Here is a 17,202-nt window from a genome sequence, read left to right as displayed (position 1 = left end):
GGCGCTGAGTTATCACAACTGTGAGCATGTCGTTTCTGCATCCCCACGCCGGCTGGCTGCTGCTGGCGTTGCCCTTGTTCTGGTGGTGGTCGCGTGGTGCGCCGCGCGTCGGCCGCTGGTTGCGCCTGGCGGCACTGGCGTGCGTGCTGCTCGGCCTGACCGGGCCCAGCCTGCTCGTGCCCGAGGGCTCGCCGCCGCAGGTCATCGTCGTCGATCAGCAGGCCGAGCTTGCCGCGACGCAGCGCGAGCGGGCAGCCACGCTGGTTCGCCAACTGCTGGCGCAGCGACCCTCTGCCGTGCTGTTGCAGCGGGGCGGTGCGCCGCTGGCCCTGGGCCTGCCGGATGGCCGGCATGTGGTCCTCGGCGGCGCACAGGCGGCGTCGCTGTCGCAGTCGGTCGAGCACGCACTCGCGCTGCTGCCGGCGCAGGGCGGCGCCATCACCGTGGTCGGCGAGCGGCGGGCTGCTGACGCCCATTGGGAGCGCGTGGCGGAGGCGCTGCGCCGGCGCCAGGTCGTGCTGAACCTGCTGGAGCTGCCGCCGGCCGCCCGGCCACCGGTCATCGTCGCGGCGCAGGCCGCCCCGGCCCGGGCGGGCGAGGCTGTGCAGATGCACGTCGAGGTGGAGGGCGCCGGCCAGGATCTGGTGCTGAGCGCTTCCTCGGCCGGGCGCGAGCTGGCGCGTTCGGCCCCTTTTGCGCTGCAGGGGCGCCAGGGGGTGGCGTTGCGCCTGCCGGGACAGTCGCCGGGCTTCGTGCCGGTGACATTGGCCCTGCGCGCCGCGGGGGGGACAGCCGACGGGTTCGATACCGAGATCGCCGTGCAGCCCCCGCGCCGGTTGCTCTACGTGCAGGGCGTGCCGCGCCCGGATGCCGCACCGCTGCAGGCGCTGCTGGGGCGCAGCTTCGACGTGCAGGCAATGTCGGCCGCGCGGCTCGGCGCGTTTCGCGAGCTGGCCGCGCAGGACGTGGTGGTGCTGGATGACGTGCCCGCCGAGCAGATGACCGACGGCTTGCAGACGCGCCTGCTGCAGGCGGTGCGCGAGCAGGGGCTGGGCCTGTTCTTCTCCGGTGGCGAGCAGGCGTTCGCCGATGGCCGCTACGGCGACCGCCCGCTGGCCGAGGCGCTGCCGGTGCGGCTCCAGCCGCAGCAGCGCCATGAAGAGCCCACCGTTGCGGTCGCCATCGTCGTGGACACCTCGGGCTCGATGCTGGGCCGGCCGTTGCAGCTGGCCAAGCAGGTGGCGCGGCTGGCGGTGCGCCGGCTGCAGCCCACCGACAGCGTCGGTGTCGTGGAGTTTTATGGCGGTCGGCAATGGGTGGCGCCCATGCAGCCCGCACGCCACCTGCCGGATGTCGAGCGTGCCATCTCGCGCCTGCAGGCGCAGGGCGCCACGGAGATGCTGTACGCCGCGATGGAGGAGGCCTACTACGGCCTGAAGAACACGCCCGCGCGCTACAAGCACCTCGTCGTGCTGTCGGACGGCGGCGTGGAGGCTGACCGGTACCAGCAGCTCATCCGCCACATCGCGCAGGAGCGGGTGAGCGTGTCGGCGGTGCTGGTGGGCAGCGACCCGGTTGGCGAGGCCACGATGTCGCTTTGGGCGCGGCTTGGCCGCGGGCGGTTCTACGCCGTGCGCGACGAATTCAGCACCGTGGAGCTGGACTTCCGCCAGCCGCAGCAAAAGCCCGAGCCCGGCTACCACCGCGGCGCCGTGGCGCTGGACCCGCAGGCCGCGCCACCGTGGTGGCGGGACGTGAGCCACATGCCGCCCGAACTGGCCGGCTATGCGTCGACCCTGGCGCGGCCCGAGGCGGACACCTGGCTGCGCACGGCCCAGGGCGAGCCGCTGATGTCGAGCTGGCAGTACGGCGCCGGCCGCGTGACGGCCTGGATGACCGAACCGCTGGGGGCGGGCACGCAGCCCTGGCGCGCCTGGCCCGATTACGGCCAATGGCTGGCACGGGCACTGGGCGTGACCGCCGCCGCGTCGCCCCGCGTTTGCGTCACGCTGCATCGCCGTTTCGACCGCCTGGCCGTGGAGGTCCGCACGCAGGGCGAGGTGCCGCAGGCACGCCTGCTGGGCGCCGAGGCCCCGGGCACCGGCGCGCTGGCGCTGCAGGCGATGGCGCCGGGGCTGTTTGTTGCAGAGCTGCCGTTCGACGCGGCGCGCACGGCGCGCGTCGAAGGCACTGTCGGGGCGGACGTGGCCCGGGCGGTGGACCCGGCGGGCTCCGACATGCTGCCCGCAGCGCGATGGTCCGAAGCCCGCGCGCAGCCGCTGCTGCAACTGGTGCAGGACAGCGCAGGCCGCCATGTGCCCGGCGGCGCCACAGCCTCGTCGCTGGCTGACCTGCCGGCGGGCCGTGCGGGGGCTGACTGGACCGCCCGCGCGCTGTGGCCGATGCTCGCGGGCGCGGCCTTGCTGCTCTACCTGATTGATCTCCTTCACAGGCGCTGGCCCCGGCGCCGCCTTCCCGCATGACTTCAACGCGCCCCTGGCGGCCGACTCCCTTGTGCCATGCGCTGTGCCTCGCCCTGGGCGTGTCACTGGCGCCCAGCGCTGTCCACGGCGCGTCGCCTTCGGCGCGCCCGGGTCTGACAGCCGCCACAGCTGATGCGCAGGCGCGCTACGCCCAGGCCGTGCTGGACGACCGCGTGGACGACACCTACCGGGCACTGGAGGCGCAGGCCGCGCGCGCGCCGGCGCCGCAACGGGCGGCGTTGCTGTTGCTCGTCGCGCAGATGAAGTGGCGCCAAGGTCTGCTCGCCGAGGCCGACGCAGCCGTGGACCGCGCACTGGCCGCGGGGCCGGCGCCGGCCGCGTGGCGTCTCAAGGCCGAGCTGCTCGACGCTCAGGGCCAGCCGCGCCAGGCGCTGGCGTGGTTCCAGAAGGCGATGGACGCGACCTCTGACCGGCCTCAGCGTGACGCGCTCGCCCTGCGCATGGCGGTGATGCGTGCATCCGCTGGCGAGCCCGAGGCGCTGGAGCGTTTCGCGGCCCAGGCGCCTGAGGCATTGCGCTGGCGTGCTGCACTCGTGCTGGGGCTGCTCGGCCAGGCCGACCGCGCGTTGGCGCTGGGAGAGTCGGCTGGTCAGCCAGCGCGGTCCTTCGACGCCGAACTCCGCCTTGCGGACTGGGCGCTGCGCGCCGGTGACACCGCCCGGGCCCGGCACCATGCCTGGCAGGCGGTGGAGCGCGCCAGCGCCACGGTCGATCGCCGTTACGCGCTGGCCGTGTGGGTGGAAGCCTGCCGGGCGGCCGACGACCTGGCGGGCGCGGCCCAGGCGCTGGCCGCGCGGGCGCCGACGCCGGATTTCACGCAGGTGCGGGTGGACCTGTTGCTGGAGTTGGGGCGGCCGCACGAAGCGCAGGCGCTGATCGAACGCTCGCCGGACCCGGCACTGCGCCAGCGCCTGCTGGCGGTGCTGCAGGCCACCGGCCGCACGGCCGACGTGGAGGGCGAGTACCGCCGCCTTATCGCCGCGCAGCCCGGCCAGCTGCGCTGGACGGAAGGCCTGGCCGAGTTCTACCTGGCGCAGGGGCGCGAGCAGGACGCACTGCGGGCGTATGAGCAACTGCTGGAGCGTCATCGCGGTCAGCCCGACCTGGTGGTGGCCGGCGCGCGCAGCATGATCGCGCGCGGCCTGGCCGACGCGGCCGAGCAGGTGCTCGCCCGCATGCCGCAGTCGCCGGAGCTGGCCGAGGCCACGCGCGGGCTGCTGCTGGAGCGCTTCCTGGACCAGGGCGACGAGGAGCGAGCGCTGGCGCTGCTGGACGGCTGGCTGGCCGGGCTGCCGCCGGCCAGTGCCGACCGCTTGTCGGTGGCCGAAGGCTACGAACGCCTGGGTCGGACGGCGCAGGCGCTGGCGGTGCTGCAGGCGTTGGGCGCCGCCGGTGGACGGCTGGACGACGACCAGCAGGCCCATGTGGCGGAGCTGCTGTCTGCCACCGGTGACGAGGCGCAGGCGCTGGCGCGCTGGCGCGCGCTCTGGGCCCGTGCCCGCCTGCCCGCGCGCAAGGACTTCCTGGAGCGCAAGATCGTCAGCTCGGCCCAGCGCCTGGGCCTGTTGCGCACGCTGGCCGACGAGCTGCAGGCGCGTCAGGTCCAGGGCCTGGCGTCCACGGACGAGATCAACCTGCTGCTGAGCCTGCGCATCGCCAGCTTCGATGGCGATGGCGTGCAGGCCGCCGTGCAGGCCTATGCTCAGCGCAGCAACCTCGGCGAGCAGGCGCGGCTGGAGCAGCTCGCCCGCGTGCAGGCGCGCATGCGCAACGGACCGGGCTTGGTCGTCACCTTGCGCAGCCTGGCCCGGCTGGACCGGCGTGGCGCGCCGGACTATCTGCGTCAGGCACTGCAGACGGTGCTGCAGCAGGGGGGGGCGCACCAGCCCGGGCAGTTGCCTGCGCAGGCCCGCGAGATCGTGGACGAGCTGCAGGCCACCTCGGGCCTGGGCAGTGCCGAGAACAGCCGCTACCTCGCCGGCATCTATGCGGCCTCTGGCATGCCGGCGCAGGCGCTGGCGCTGTACCGGCGCGCGCTGGCGCAGGCGCCGCAGGACTCCGACAACCTGCTGCAACTGGCCGACGCTCTCAAGACCAGCGGCCACGCATCGGAGGCCGCCAGTCTGCTGCAGCAAGCAGCGCTGTCTGCGGGCCGCAGCGGCGAGTTCACGAACGCCATCAGCGGCCTGCTGGATCTGTTCACGGCCGCGCCGGACGCGCGCGACGATGGCGATTCGTCGCTGGGGCTGCGGGCCTCGCGGCTGTCCTGGGCGCTGCGGCAGGTGCTGCTGCGCATCGCGCAGGACGGCGACGATGTTCGGCTGAATTCGCTGGTAGCCGACATCGCGCAAAGCCAGGAGAGCGCACCGCTTCAGCTACGGGCCTACGAGGCGACTCTGCCCATCGCCCAGGACCAGCGCCCGGCGGTGCTGCGCCAGCTGATCGCGCTGACCTCGGGCCAGAAGGCCGGTGAGCCGGGCGCGCTGCCTCGGGCGGCAGATCTGCCGCGCAAGATCGCTTTCGGGCGCCGGTTGATCGCGCTGCGGCAGGATTTCGCGGCCGGTGTGTACGTCGACCTGGCGCGGGCCCTGTTGGCCGCGGGCGACCTGCCGGGCGCCGAACGCGCGTTCGCGATGGTGGACGAAGGGGGCGGCCTCACCAACCTGGCCGCGCTACGCGCTGGTGCCTATGCGGAGGCGGGCCGCACCGACGAGGCGCTGGCAAGCTATCGCCTGGCGTTGCTGCGCGACCCGGATGACCAGCCCACCATCGTCGCGGCCTCCCTGCTGCGCGAACGCGAAGGTCAGGCCATGCTGGCCTGGCACGCCTACTGGCGCGGCCTGCTGTCGCTGTTGGGCCGGCAGCCGCTGCTGCGGGACGGTCTGTCCGAGAGCGCCGCGCTGGACGCGACGCAATACCTGCCAACGCTGCTGGAAGGCGCGCTGCTGAACTGGCCGCGCAGCGCGCCGGCGGGCGAGGCGGCACTGGCGTCGTGGCGGCGGCTCTTCGAGCAGACGCTGGCCAAGGTCGACCCCCGCCGTCCGCTGCGGGACCAGTTGCGGCTGCAGACGCTGGTGCAGGTGAATCGCCGGCTGGCCGAGCATGTGGCGCCGGACGCCGGCCTGCCGGCACTGGAGGACGCCGTGGCCGCCCGGCTGCCCCAGGACAAGGCCTTCAGCGAGGAGCGCCTGGCCTACGGACACCTGGTGGGAGCGACGCCTGCGACCGCTGGCGATGTGTCGGCCGATGCCGACGCCGGAGATGAAGCGCTGCAGGCGCTTGCCCAGCAGGCACGCCACGAGGGCCCGCCCGGCCTCAGGCTGGTGCTGGCGCTGATGCGCAAGGACGACGCCGCGCTGCGCGACATTGCCGAGCGTGCGCTGGCCGCCGAGCTGCGGGGCCGCGAGGCCCGGCGGGCCAATGTGGCTGAGCCGCCCGGAACGCTGGGCGCCTGGCTGGCGGCAGCGCGCAGCGCGGTGGGGCGTCTGCCCGGCGAGCAGCTGGACGCGCTTCTGGTGCGGCCGCTTGAGCGTACGCCGTACCGCGACGACGTGCTGTTCGACCTGTACCGCGGCGACCTGCGGAGCTTCAATGCGCTCGAGCGGTCGCTGGGCCGGCGATTGGTCGACAACGACACGCTGCTGTCACTGCTGGCCACGCGCTTCGGCGAGCCGCTGCCGGAGGCGGCCATCCGCCGGGTCGCCACACTCGAGCCGGGCGCAGCCCAGGCGGTGCTCGAGCGCTTCAGCACCGACGAACGGTTGCGGCTGATGGACCGTCTCGTGGAGAGGATGGAGCAGGGCGGCCCCACGTCCGGCCTGCTGGACACGCTTCTTGCGGACTTGTTGCAGCAGACGCTGCCTGACGCGCAACAGGCCCGTCTGCTGGCGATCACCGCGCGCATGACCGGCGTGAGCACGCCGGGTGATGAACTGGGGCAGCCCTCCGCAGCGGCAGGCAACATTCGCCGGCTGGTGCTGCTGGACGTGCCGCCGGCCCGGCGCGCGCCGCTGCTGGAGATGGCGCGCCGCTTTGCCGCGCAGGCGCCGGAGGCGGAGGCGCTACCTGGTTTCCTGCAGGCCTGGTATGCGGGCGACGACGCTGCGGCCTACGCGGCGCTGCAGCGCCTGCAGGACGTGCTGCGAGAGCCTCGCAACGGCGGCGTGCTGCAGCTGCCGCTGCCGGTGATCACGCGGCTGGCCGCGCAGCGGGAGCAGGACATCGAGGCCTTCCTCGCCTTGCCCCAGCCCAGCGCCGCCGCGGCGGCGGCGTTCTATCGCCGCCATGTGCATGCCGAGGGTGGCTGGCCGGGCCCCGACCCGGCGGAGCTGGTGCGGTGGTACCGCGCTTTGCTGCGCGCTGCGCCGGACAGCCCCGTCTATCTGCAAGGCCTGCTCGCCCAGCACGCCCAGGCGCAGGACTTCGTCGCGTTTGCGCAAGACCTGCAGCCCTATGTGCAGAGCCAGCCGGGCGACCGCGACGCGGCGACCTTGCTGGGCTTGACCTACCGGCTGCTCGGCAAGCCGGAGCGCGCCGCCGCAGTGGCGGATGCCGCCGGCGTCGACCTGGACGACGCGGACGGACTGACGGCGTTGTGGGATATGAGCCGGGACGGTCGGCCGGGCAGGGGGGCGGCAGCGCTGCGCCCGTTGTTCGGCGCCGTGTTCGAGGCGTACCGCAGCAGCCCCGCGATGCCGGCGAGCGTGCTGGCGGCGCTGCCGGAGCGGCTGCGCCCTGTGTCGGATGCGGACGTCGTGCAGCCGATGGGCGCCCGAGATGAGCCCTGGGGTGAGTTGCTGGCATTGCCGGCCGATTCGCCGGGCATTGCCGGCCGGTTGCGGCAGCGCTGGCGGGAGAGCCTGGGCGTCGGCGAAGCGATGCGCGGTGCGCGCAGCCAACTGGTGGCGTCCTTGCCCGGTACTCATGCCATGCCTGGGGACGGCCCCGACGCAGCGCGATTACGCTCGCTGTTGCTGCGACGGGCCGACCTGAACGGCGAACTGGAAGCCTATCTGCAGGCCATGGAGCCGGCTGCGCGGCAGTCCCAGCCCAAGCTGTACCAGCTGGTGGCCCAGGGCCTCGTCGCTCAGGGGCGGGCCGACGCGCGGCGACAACAGCTGCTCGGGGACCTGGCCGGCGGTCGGCTCGGTGCCCACGGCCTGCAGCTGCTGGGCGCCCTCGTCGACGTGCAACGCCGCGGCCTGGAGGCGCCAGACCTGCAGCGACTGGCGGTGCAGCTGCGGCAGCTGCCGGTCATGGCGCCGGCCGAGCGGCTGCTGTTCGCCCGTGTGTTCGCGCGGTCAGGGCAGGATGCGAGGGCCGAATCTCTGTTGCGGGCGACGGTGTTGCAGCTGCTGTACGTCGGAAGTTCGGAGGAAGCCGGCGCTGCCGCCTCGGCCGTGTCGCTCGCCGAGGTCAACGCGGCGCTGTCGCTGTTTGCCGATCGTCGGCGTGCGGTGGCGGTGCACCAGGCGTTGCGTGACCTCGTGGCTGACTCCCGCGCCCGCGACGCGACCGGTGGGCGCCACCCCGAGCCGTTCCCACCGCACCCGCCGACTGCCGATTGACCACGCAGAATCGCGCCCAAGTCAGGAGACCGTCGATGTTCTTGCGCACCATGCACCGCTCGCTGTTCGGCCAGACGGTCATCATTGCCCTCGTCGTGGCCGGGTTGGGGATCTACTACTTCGGCGTCTACCCGTTCATCGCGACGCTGCAGGACGTGCAGTCGTCGCCGTTGGCCACCACGGTGGGGGGGGTGGAGTCCGCGCTGGCTGGTTTCGCCATCAACGAGCGCCAGAAGCCGGGCTCGGGCCAGCCGCTATCGGCCAACGAGGTGCTCAAGGGCGTGGCCGCCAAGAACCCGCAGTTCCGCTACTTTGTCCGGGTGCGGGGCCAGAACTACGGCGACTCGCGGCCGCCGTTGTTCTATGAGCAGGCTCAGATCCCCAAGATTGAGGCGTTCCAGGCCAGCCTGTCCAATCCCGACTACTGCGGCAACCTGTTTCGCAAGGTGACACGGGACGACGGCGCGGCGGGCTACCAGTACGGCGGCTGCGGCGGGGAAGCCTACTACTTCGAGTTCTCCGGGTTGTCGACATCGCTCAGCAACCAGGCGGACAGCCTGCTGGTAGTCTTGCAGAAGATGACCTGGCCCTACAGCCGCGTGTTCCTCATCGGCACCGCGGTCGCCTTCCTGTTGTTCATGCTCGTGCTGGCGGCCAACTTCGCCCAGATCCGCCGCGTCACGCGGCTGGCCGAGTCGCTGGACCTGGAGCGGCTGGACCGCAAGCTGCCCGAGCGCGGGTTGCCGGTAGAGGTGTTGTCGCTGGTGCGGGCCCTGAACCACATGATCTCGCGGGCCGACGAAGTGCAGGCTCGGCGCAGGTTCTTCCTGTCCGCGGCGGCCCACGAGATGCGCACGCCGCTGACCGTGCTGCGCACGCGACTGGAAATGCTGGATGACGGGGCGCTGAAGGACAAGCTGGTGGCCGATGTGCAGCGGCTGACCGAGCTGGTCAACCAGCTGCTGACGTTGATGAGTATCGGTAGCCGCGGCGAGCCGACCGGCCGTGTTGATCTGATTGGCTGCGTGCACCGGGTCGCGATCAGCCGCGAGCCGGTGGCCACTGCGCGCGGGGTGACGCTGGAGTTCGACGTGCAGCCGGCACGTTTCGACATCGGCGGGGACGGCAACCTCGTCGAAGTGGCGCTGGCAAATCTCGTCGATAACGCTGTCTCGGTCTGCAGCCCGGGCGGAGTGGTGACGTTGCGCGTCGGTTCCGACGGCACCATCACGGTCAGCGATACCGGGACGGGACTGGATGATGAGACGCGCGCGTCTCTCTTCGAGCCCTTCGTGCGGCGCTCGTCAGAGCGTGGCGGCTATGGGCTCGGCCTGGCCATCGTCAAGGCGGTAGTGGATCTGCACGGCGGCAGCGTCCGCGGAGAGAACGGACCAACGGGTGGGGCGCTGTTCACCATCGCCTGGCCGGCCGACAAGCGCAGCGAACGAGCGCTGTCGGCGTGATTCTTGGGTACGGCGCCGATCAAAGGTCTCCTCAGTGCCGGATTGGCTTTTGGGCTACGTTGACTAAGACTCAACTTGCCGGCTGATCTGGCGGCGAGGCAAGCGCCGCTGGTGGATCAGCTCGGCATGTGGCCAAGCCACACTCGCGGCAGCAGCCGATCGGGGCGTGGAGTTCGAGCGATGTGCAGGCGGACCCGGCGCGACGTGTTTCTGCAGACGATGGACGCCATCGTGCCGTGGGCCGAGTTGTGCGCAGTCATCGCTGGCATGCGGCACAGCTCAAAGACGCAGCGCAACAAGGTCGCTTGGAACTACGGGGAACAGGGGCAAGGTCACTGGTCCGCTACTGTCGCGGCCTTCTTCTTGCGTGGACTTCAAGCTCCTTGTCCACGCGATGCCCCGCATACAGAAATCCGGACAGGCTCCCGCCTTGGCAGTTGGGCGTTTACCGGGCCAGGGAGGCAACCTCCACCACCGCCATCCCATCGAGTGGCTGGTCAGCCTGCGTGACCGACGCAGCCCGGCTCGAACGCTCGATCGATAGCCAGCGTGAGGCCGCATCCCGCACCTGGGCCAGTGTGCAGCAGAGCACTTGCTGCCTGTGCTCGCGGCGAAGGGGCGTGTGGATCCCGAGCTGGTCGAGGCGGTCCGCGATCAAAGCGGAGTCCCGCGGCGGCAGCGGCTTGTCCAGGCGCTTGATGACGCTGATGATGGCCTCGTCCATGGCCGATACGTCGTATTCGGTGTTGACCAGGTCCTCCAACGAGAGCGCGAAATCGGCATAGGTGCCGGCGACACGGGGGTCGCGGTATGAGTTCATAGTGAACAGGCCGTCCTCGCCCGAATAGGCCGCTGAGCCGCCGTAGGCGCCTCCCTCCTCGCGCAGCCTGCGATGGAGGGACCTGTGGGTCAACAGCTCGGCGGCAACCGCCAGGGCCGCCGCGTCGGGTTGGCCGAGCCTGGGCGCCGGCCATGCGATGTGGCAGTGATTCACCTGACTGGCGACCCGCAACGCCGCGTTGGCAGCCGGACCGCCCTGGAGCGCCTGGGTCGGCGCCATGTTCGGCGGCGGGCCTGCGTCCAGGGCCAGCGACGGAGAAGCGGCCGACGCCAAGTCTCCGACGCCCGTCCAGATGAGCCGGGTCGGGCAGGCGCTGATCAGCGCGTGAAGGCGTTCCAGTTGCCGCGCAATCTCCTCGCGGCCCTCAGGGCTGCCGGACATCTTGCGAAGGGAGGCCGTGAACGGAAGCGACGGCAAACCGCGGGTTAGATGACTGAAGGCGCGTCGCGGCGAACAGGGCGCGGCGGCGGACAACTGCGCATAGAAACCGCCGGAATCCGCAAGATCGTTGAGCGTGCGCTCGGCCTGCGACTTCACCAGGAAGCCGATGCGATCGAGCTCGTCGAAGCGCGGCGACATCCATGCCTGCAGCACCGCCACGGCGTGGGCCTGCTCCTCCTCGAGGATTGCCACGTGCATTTTCAACTGCGGCATTACCGAGGACTTCCCGGTGGGCTGCAGCGCGTCCAGCGCTACGGAGAAGGTCGGCACCTGCTGTTTGCGCCAGCGACTCGCCTCTTCATACGACCGAGTCCCTACACCGAGGTCCTCGACCACGTCGGCGTACACGGCGAGCCACTGCCAGTCGTCCGGCGCGATCGAGCCGAGGTCACGCACGAGGGTGGCGTAGCAGATACCGTTCGTCGCCGCTTCGAAAAGGCGGACTTGCGGAGCCAATTCCCTGATCGCGGGCAATGGACTCGGCTCGATGCCCACATCGCCGGGCCGAATGCAGGGAAGAGCAGAGTAGTCGCTTCCCTCGAGTCGGTACATCGAAAGGGCATCTTCCTCGGCGAGGATTCGCTGCCGGTCTTGCTCGGTGAGCGTGACCTCTTGCATGGCGAGCCGATCCAGTTCCACGCGCTCTCGCTTGGCGGCGTAGTCAGCGTCCGGAATCACACGAGCCAAGAGGCGCGTCGGATGTTCCAGCAGGGCGTTCACCATGTTGCTGAAGAATGCCGGCTCGGCAATCTCCTGCTCCAGGCGGCCCAGTATCTGCTCGTTGTCGAAGGCGCTGGCGACGTCGCCGCCGTTCATCAGCGCGGGGACGGCGCGGATGAGCCGCGCCAGGCCATCAGGCGTGCTGCCGCCGACGATCTGCCGCTGGGAGAAGCGCATGTCGCGCAGCGCGGCATGGAGGACTTCCTCCGGCACCCCGACCGCCGCTGCCTGCAGCGCTTCCAGGACCACGGTTTGCGCCGCCTTCATCTGCTGCGCCGTCAAGCCTTCCATGCCCAGGTGGAGGATCAAATGGCGAGTGCCGTCGTCCAACCCGTTCAACGATGAGGGGCGGCCGAATCCCGCGCATTGCATCGCCTTCAGAACCGGCGCGGAGGCATCACCGAGAAGGCCTCGCTCCAGCAGTTGCAGGCGAGCCGCGGCCATGGCGTCGCTGCTCTCGCCAAACCGCCAGGCCAATTGCATGCCGAACTCGTTGTCGCTCGCCTCCTGGGACGGAATGCGGATCTCCGCCTCCCGCGGCTGGGTCCATGGAGTGGCCAGTTCGGGCATGCGTGGAGCCAGGCGCTCCTGCCGCCGCGACAGCACGCGGTCCACGATGCGCGACTGAATCGCGGCCGCATCTACGCGACCCGCCGTCATGAACATCGCCTGCGACGGGCTGTAGTGCGTGGCGTGGAATTCCACGAGCATCTCGTGCGTCAGGTCGGGGATGATCAGCGGATCACCCCCGGAGTCGTACTGGTAGGTGGTTGCGGGCAGTAGGTTGGCGGTGATGCCTCGATAGAGCGCGCGCATCGGATTGTCGAAGGCGCCCTTCATCTCGTTGAACACCACCCCCTGGTACCGCAGGCGTCCTTCCTTCAGCACATGGCGCCAGCCTTCCTGCCGGAAGCTCAGGTAGTCAAGCTTTGGAAAGAACGTCGCGTCGAGATAGACGTCGAGCAGGTTGAAGAAGTCCGTGACGTCAGTGCTGGCGAACGGATAGATTGTGCGGTCGGCATAGGTCATCGCGTTCATGAACGTCGCCGTGGACCGGCGCATCATCGCGAAAAAGGGATCTGCGACCGGGTACTTCTCCGATCCGCACAGGGTCAGGTGCTCGAGGATGTGTGCGCGTCCATCACTGGCCTGGGGAACGGTGGGAAAGCCCACCAGGAAGGCCATTTCCTGCTGATCGCTGGCGAGATGGATGTGCCGGGCGCCGGTCATCGGTTCCACATACTGTTCCAGGCGTGCGTGAAGGGCCGGGATGGCATGGACGTTGACCAGTTGAAAACTTTGCATCGGAGGCCTTGTGTGTTTGTTGGCGCCCTCGCGGGCGCGTCGGATGCGGGCGCCGAAGCCGTCGCTGCTGCGCATTTTTCCGGGGTGGCCTTGGAAGGCACTTGCGACTTTTGCGCCTGGCGCGCCTTTGCGGCAAAGGGGATTTCGCAAAAGGCCGGTTTTGGGCGATCAGTTTCCAAGTGCCTGTCCGGCGAGGCGGTCGCGCCCGCAGTGGCGAGAAGAGGCGGCGTCGCGTCCAATCGCCAATGCCTTGGGGTATGGAAGAGCGCTCAGCGCCTGGGCTTGATCGTGCGCCCCAGAGCTTTTCCCAGGGTAGGCAGCATCGAGCTTTCGAAGGCCTGGGCGACATTGATGCGAACGTAGGGGCTGGCCGGCGCAGCGCCGGAGATGAAGGGTTGGGCGGGTGCCAACAGGTGGCCGAGTTCCAGCATGCGCTCTGCGACCTGCACCGAGTTCACGCCATCTCCCAGGGATGCCCACAGGAACATGCCGGCTTCGGGGACGTGATCGACAATGAAGCCCCAGCGTTGGAGTTCCTCGACCACGACGGGGCGAGCCTCCGCCAGCCGATTGCGCAACTGCTCACAATGCCGCCGGTACTCGCCGCCAGATAGCGCCTTGTAAAGCATGCGCTCGGAAAGGACGGAACCGCTGACTCCCTGCACGACGCGATAGGTAGTGAGATAGTCAATGCGTTCGGGGCTTGCAGCCAGGAACCCCATGCGCAAACCAGGCCCCAGGGTCTTCGAGAAGCTTCCGACGTAGATCACCCGCTTGAGTTGGTCCAACGTTGCCAGGCGAGAGACGGGCGTCACGGTGGCGCGAGGGATGAGGTCGCCATAGGTGTCATCCTCGACGATGAACATGTCGAACTCTTCGGCGAGCCGCAGGATCTGGAACGCCTTGTGAGGCGCAATGTTCATGCTGGTCGGGTTATGCAGTACCGCGCTGCAGAAGAACGCTCGCGGAGCGTGCTTCTCGCAGAGCGCGCGCATCTGGTCGATGTCCGGCCCATCGGCGTGCCGGGTGACACGGTAGATCTCCAGCCCCGTCGAAAGAAGCCGTTCGGTAAGCAGTGGCGGGCAGGGGTCCTCGATCAGCACGGGCGTCCCAGCGATCGCCACGAACGTCTGGCACGCCAGGTGGATGGCCTCCATCGCACCTGCCGTGACGAGGATGTTGTCCGCATCGGTCAGCACGCCGATTTCCTGCAATTTCACGTGAAGCTGCTGGCGCAGCGGGACATAGCCCTTGAAGTCCGAATAGTCGGCCGTGCAGCGCATGCCTTGTCGAAGCGTGGTGCGCAGGGCACTCGCGAGAAGCTCCGCGTCGTACCAGCTTTCAGGAAAGGACCCCGAGCCCGTACGGCTCTTCAAGTTCTGGTCATGCTTCACCAACATCGTCCTCCATCGAGAACTGCCTGCGGTGAGCTGTCCGGATAGTGCGGGGCGACTCGCGAGGCGCGGCAGGGCCATGTGACCAGGCGCTCGCGCGAAGTAGCCTGATCCGCGTCGAGCTTCTACCAGCCCATGGGCCACCAGCTTCTCGTACGCACGTGCGACGGTGTCTGAACTGACCTCGCAGTCGCGGGCGAGGGTACGCACGGACGGAAGCTTGGTGCCCACGCTCAAGCTGGACGTCTGAATGGAACCGGCCAGCAGCTGAAAGATCTGCTCGACCAACGAAGCCGAAGGATTGGCGCGGCTGATCTCTTCAAGCATCGAGCGTTCGAATCGAGGCAGAGCTGTTGAGAAGCGGGGCGCCGCCATGGCATGTTCCTCGGGAAAACCAGAATGAGTGTGAGGTCTTGCAAGTCAGTACAGACCGATCACGCGATTCTCAACTGTACTGAAGTGACGAAATCATGAAACGTATTCTTCTCGAACCACTTCACCACAGCGACTCATCGACATGCACGCTATCGACCGTTTTCGTGCTCCCCTCCTTCGCAAGCACTGCTTCGCCATGCTTGCCGCGCTCGCGCTTCAAGGGGGGGCCTGTGCAGCTGCTGAGGTGCAGGAGGGAAAGGGCATTCATTCGCCCCTCGCCGCCTACGATCTGCCGGCGGGCCCGCTTCCCGCGACGCTGGATGCGATCGGAAGAATCAGCGGCCGCACGATCAGCTTCGACCGCGCGCGCCTGGCTGACCAGTCGGCTTCGGCGCTGAAAGGCAGCTACACGCCTAAGCAGGCGCTCGAAGCGGCCGTGGCTGGCAAGAAGGTCCAAGTGTCAGAAGACGAGGCGACGGGCGTTCTGAATCTGTACGTCGTCGGCGAACTGGACCTGGTCATGGTGTATGCCAAACGAGACCAGGCGGAGAAGGGCTTCAAGGCCGACCGTTCCGATACGGCAACCCGCAGCGGCACGGACTTGATGGACCTGGCGGGCGCCATGACCATCATCACGAGCAAGGTGCTCGAGACCCAGCAGGCTACCAACTTACGCGACACCTTGCGTAACGTGAGCGGCGTGACCTTCACAGATTCGCCGCAAGGGCTGCCGACCTTCTCCGTCCGTGGCTTCAATCGGCCCTCAAGCACAACCAACGGCATTCCAGACCAAGGTGCCGGGCAGACCAGCGTGTTTGGGGTGGAACGTGTCGAGGTGCTCAAGGGGCCCCAGGCCATCCTGGCCGGCGGCGGCTCCCTCGGAGGCGGGGTGAATGTGGTGCTCAAGAAGCCTTCGGCCGAGCCGGTGCGCGACCTGATGGTCCAGTACGGCACGAACAGCGACCGGACGATCGCCGGCGACCTGTCTGGGGCAATCTTTGACGACAAGCGCCTGACCTATCGCCTGATCGCGTCCTCAGCGCGTGCCGGAACTACGGATGCAGGCTATGACGGGCGCAGCAGCGACTCTGCCATGCCCCAGCTTCGGTGGAAGGACAAGACGACGGATCTGATTGCCGGGCTGTCCTACGAGCAGACCCATGCACCGTTGCCCCAGTACACCGTTGCTCGACGTGACGGCGTCATCATGCCCACCCCGGGCATTCCGCTGACCAATCGGAAGGATGGATTCGATTTTCGGCAGAAGCGAGTTTTCTACCAACTGGAGCAGAAGCTGTCTTCGTCCATGACGTTGATCAGCCGCCTCCAGCGATCCGATGACGTGCAAAAGCTCCATCAGTACGCTACGAATGTCGGCCTCGAGTACGACGCGGGCGCGGCGCCCGACAATCCAAACGGCATGGTGAGCTTTGCGCCGGTTCATGTGCGCACGACGCCGACGCAGACTTCCGGTGACCATTACCTGCGGATGCTCTTCAACACTGGAGACATCGACCACAAGTTCGTCGTTGGCTTCAATCATGACAGCTACCGCGCCCAGCAGACCCAGTGGGACGGCGCCGAGCCGACGATGCTGACCGTGTACCCGGTGGGGATGTTCGTGGACCTGCCCCGTGCCGATCTAGCAAACCCGACGCTCTCCTACATTTCGGAAGATGCCCAGCGCCAGAAGGCCCTTTACCTGCAGGACCAGATTTCCTGGAAAGACTGGATCCTGCAGCTCAATTGGCGCCGGACTCTGGTCAAGCAGGAGAGCAGCATCGACTTCAGAGAGTTCAATTTCACGAGCACCACGCCGGCCGTGACGACGGGGCGCAACATCCCTGGTGTCGGGCTGGTCTATCGCATGACCCCGACAGTCTCCGTCTATGGCAATGTGGCCAATGGCTTCGACGCACAGAACGCCAATGCCTGCAGTGGCGGGCTGGTGCCGCCCGTGTCCAGCAAGAACAAGGAGGTCGGCGCGAAGTTCTCAATGCTCGATGACAAGCTTTCGCTGACGACGGCGGCCTTCCAGATCGACCAGTCCGGCACGCTCGTCTACGACCGGACTAAGGACTGCTACAACGTGCGCGCTGCGCAGCGCTCGAAGGGCCTCGAGCTGGATCTCCAGGGGCAGTTCGCGCCGGGCTGGGAGGCTATTGCGAACTACACATACTCGACCTCCAAGGATGTGGGCGACCAGACCGCGGTCTTCCCGGGCAAGCCTCGCCATAAGTTCAGTCTCTGGACCACCTACAACGTTCCGCAGGTCCATGGGCTCGGTGTCGGGCTGGGTGTTTCCGCACAGAGCAGCATGCTCGGTACCTATGACTCAACACGCCAGTTCCACATCCCCAAGAGAGTCCAGGTGGACGCCAGCCTCTTCTACGAGATCCCTGGCTGGTCCCTCACCCTCGGCGTGAAGAACCTGGCGGACCGGCTGCAGTACGACGGGACGACCGCCGAAACCTACATCCCTGTCATCCAGGGGCGGAACTTCATGTTCACCGCGAAGCACAGCTTCAACTGACCTCACCAGGACCGCTGGAACGGGCTCGGGCGGGGGATGCCCCGGCCCGCCTTCGGTTT

6 protein-coding genes are annotated in these 17,202 nt (G+C 68.6%); 4 read left to right on the top strand and 2 right to left on the bottom strand.

Annotation, left to right across the window (positions count from 1 at the left end):
* Positions 1 to 26: 26 nt before the first annotated feature.
* From LXT13_RS26485 to LXT13_RS26475, 3 genes are read left to right on the top strand one after another with little or no spacing between them, the layout of a single operon-like run.
* Complete coding sequence (locus tag LXT13_RS26485; protein ID WP_233375333.1) at positions 27 to 2,483, top strand: VWA domain-containing protein; 2,457 nt, start codon at positions 27 to 29, stop codon at positions 2,481 to 2,483.
* Positions 2,480 to 8,071, top strand: coding sequence for a tetratricopeptide repeat protein (locus LXT13_RS26480; RefSeq protein WP_233375331.1), 5,592 nt, complete (start codon positions 2,480 to 2,482; stop codon positions 8,069 to 8,071). The genes LXT13_RS26485 and LXT13_RS26480 overlap by 4 nt, the downstream gene beginning before the upstream one ends.
* Before the next feature lie 35 nt (positions 8,072 to 8,106).
* Positions 8,107 to 9,534 carry a sensor histidine kinase gene (locus LXT13_RS26475; RefSeq protein ID WP_233375330.1) on the top strand — a complete coding sequence of 476 codons (1,428 nt, stop codon included), beginning with the start codon at positions 8,107 to 8,109 and terminating at the stop codon, positions 9,532 to 9,534.
* Positions 9,535 to 9,979: 445 nt separating this feature from the next.
* Here LXT13_RS26475 and LXT13_RS26470 read toward each other — a convergent pair whose 3' ends face one another.
* Both LXT13_RS26470 and LXT13_RS26465 read right to left on the bottom strand, forming a co-directional pair.
* On the bottom strand, positions 9,980 to 12,841 hold the full coding sequence (locus LXT13_RS26470; protein WP_233375329.1) for an insulinase family protein: 2,862 nt from the start codon (positions 12,839 to 12,841) through the stop codon (positions 9,980 to 9,982).
* Positions 12,842 to 13,110: 269 nt separating this feature from the next.
* Entirely contained in the window at positions 13,111 to 14,610 is a 1,500-nt protein-coding gene (locus tag LXT13_RS26465) for an aminotransferase-like domain-containing protein (protein WP_233375328.1), read from the bottom strand.
* A gap of 142 nt (positions 14,611 to 14,752) precedes the next feature.
* On the opposite strand from LXT13_RS26465, the gene LXT13_RS26460 reads away from it, so the two are divergent.
* On the top strand, positions 14,753 to 17,143 hold the full coding sequence (locus LXT13_RS26460) for a TonB-dependent siderophore receptor (protein ID WP_233375327.1): 2,391 nt from the start codon (positions 14,753 to 14,755) through the stop codon (positions 17,141 to 17,143).
* Positions 17,144 to 17,202 lie beyond the last annotated feature (59 nt).

Origin of the sequence: Pelomonas cellulosilytica (assembly GCF_021353265.1) — a bacterium.
Taxonomy (GTDB): Bacteria; Pseudomonadota; Gammaproteobacteria; order Burkholderiales; family Burkholderiaceae_C; genus Pelomonas; species Pelomonas cellulosilytica.
Note: the sequence above shows the minus strand (reverse complement) of the source record. Positions and strands in the feature narration are given on the sequence as shown.

What these genes read in the sequence shown, in the direction of transcription:
- LXT13_RS26465 (WP_233375328.1), bottom strand. Translation starts at nt 14,610, where the DNA reads ATGGCGGCGCCCCGCTTCTCAACAGCTCTGCCTCGATTCGAACGCTCG.
- LXT13_RS26480 (WP_233375331.1), top strand. Translation starts at nt 2,480, where the DNA reads ATGACTTCAACGCGCCCCTGGCGGCCGACTCCCTTGTGCCATGCGCTG.
- LXT13_RS26470 (WP_233375329.1), bottom strand. Translation starts at nt 12,841, where the DNA reads ATGCAAAGTTTTCAACTGGTCAACGTCCATGCCATCCCGGCCCTTCAC.
- LXT13_RS26475 (WP_233375330.1), top strand. Translation starts at nt 8,107, where the DNA reads ATGTTCTTGCGCACCATGCACCGCTCGCTGTTCGGCCAGACGGTCATC.
- LXT13_RS26460 (WP_233375327.1), top strand. Translation starts at nt 14,753, where the DNA reads ATGCACGCTATCGACCGTTTTCGTGCTCCCCTCCTTCGCAAGCACTGC.
- LXT13_RS26485 (WP_233375333.1), top strand. Translation starts at nt 27, where the DNA reads ATGTCGTTTCTGCATCCCCACGCCGGCTGGCTGCTGCTGGCGTTGCCC.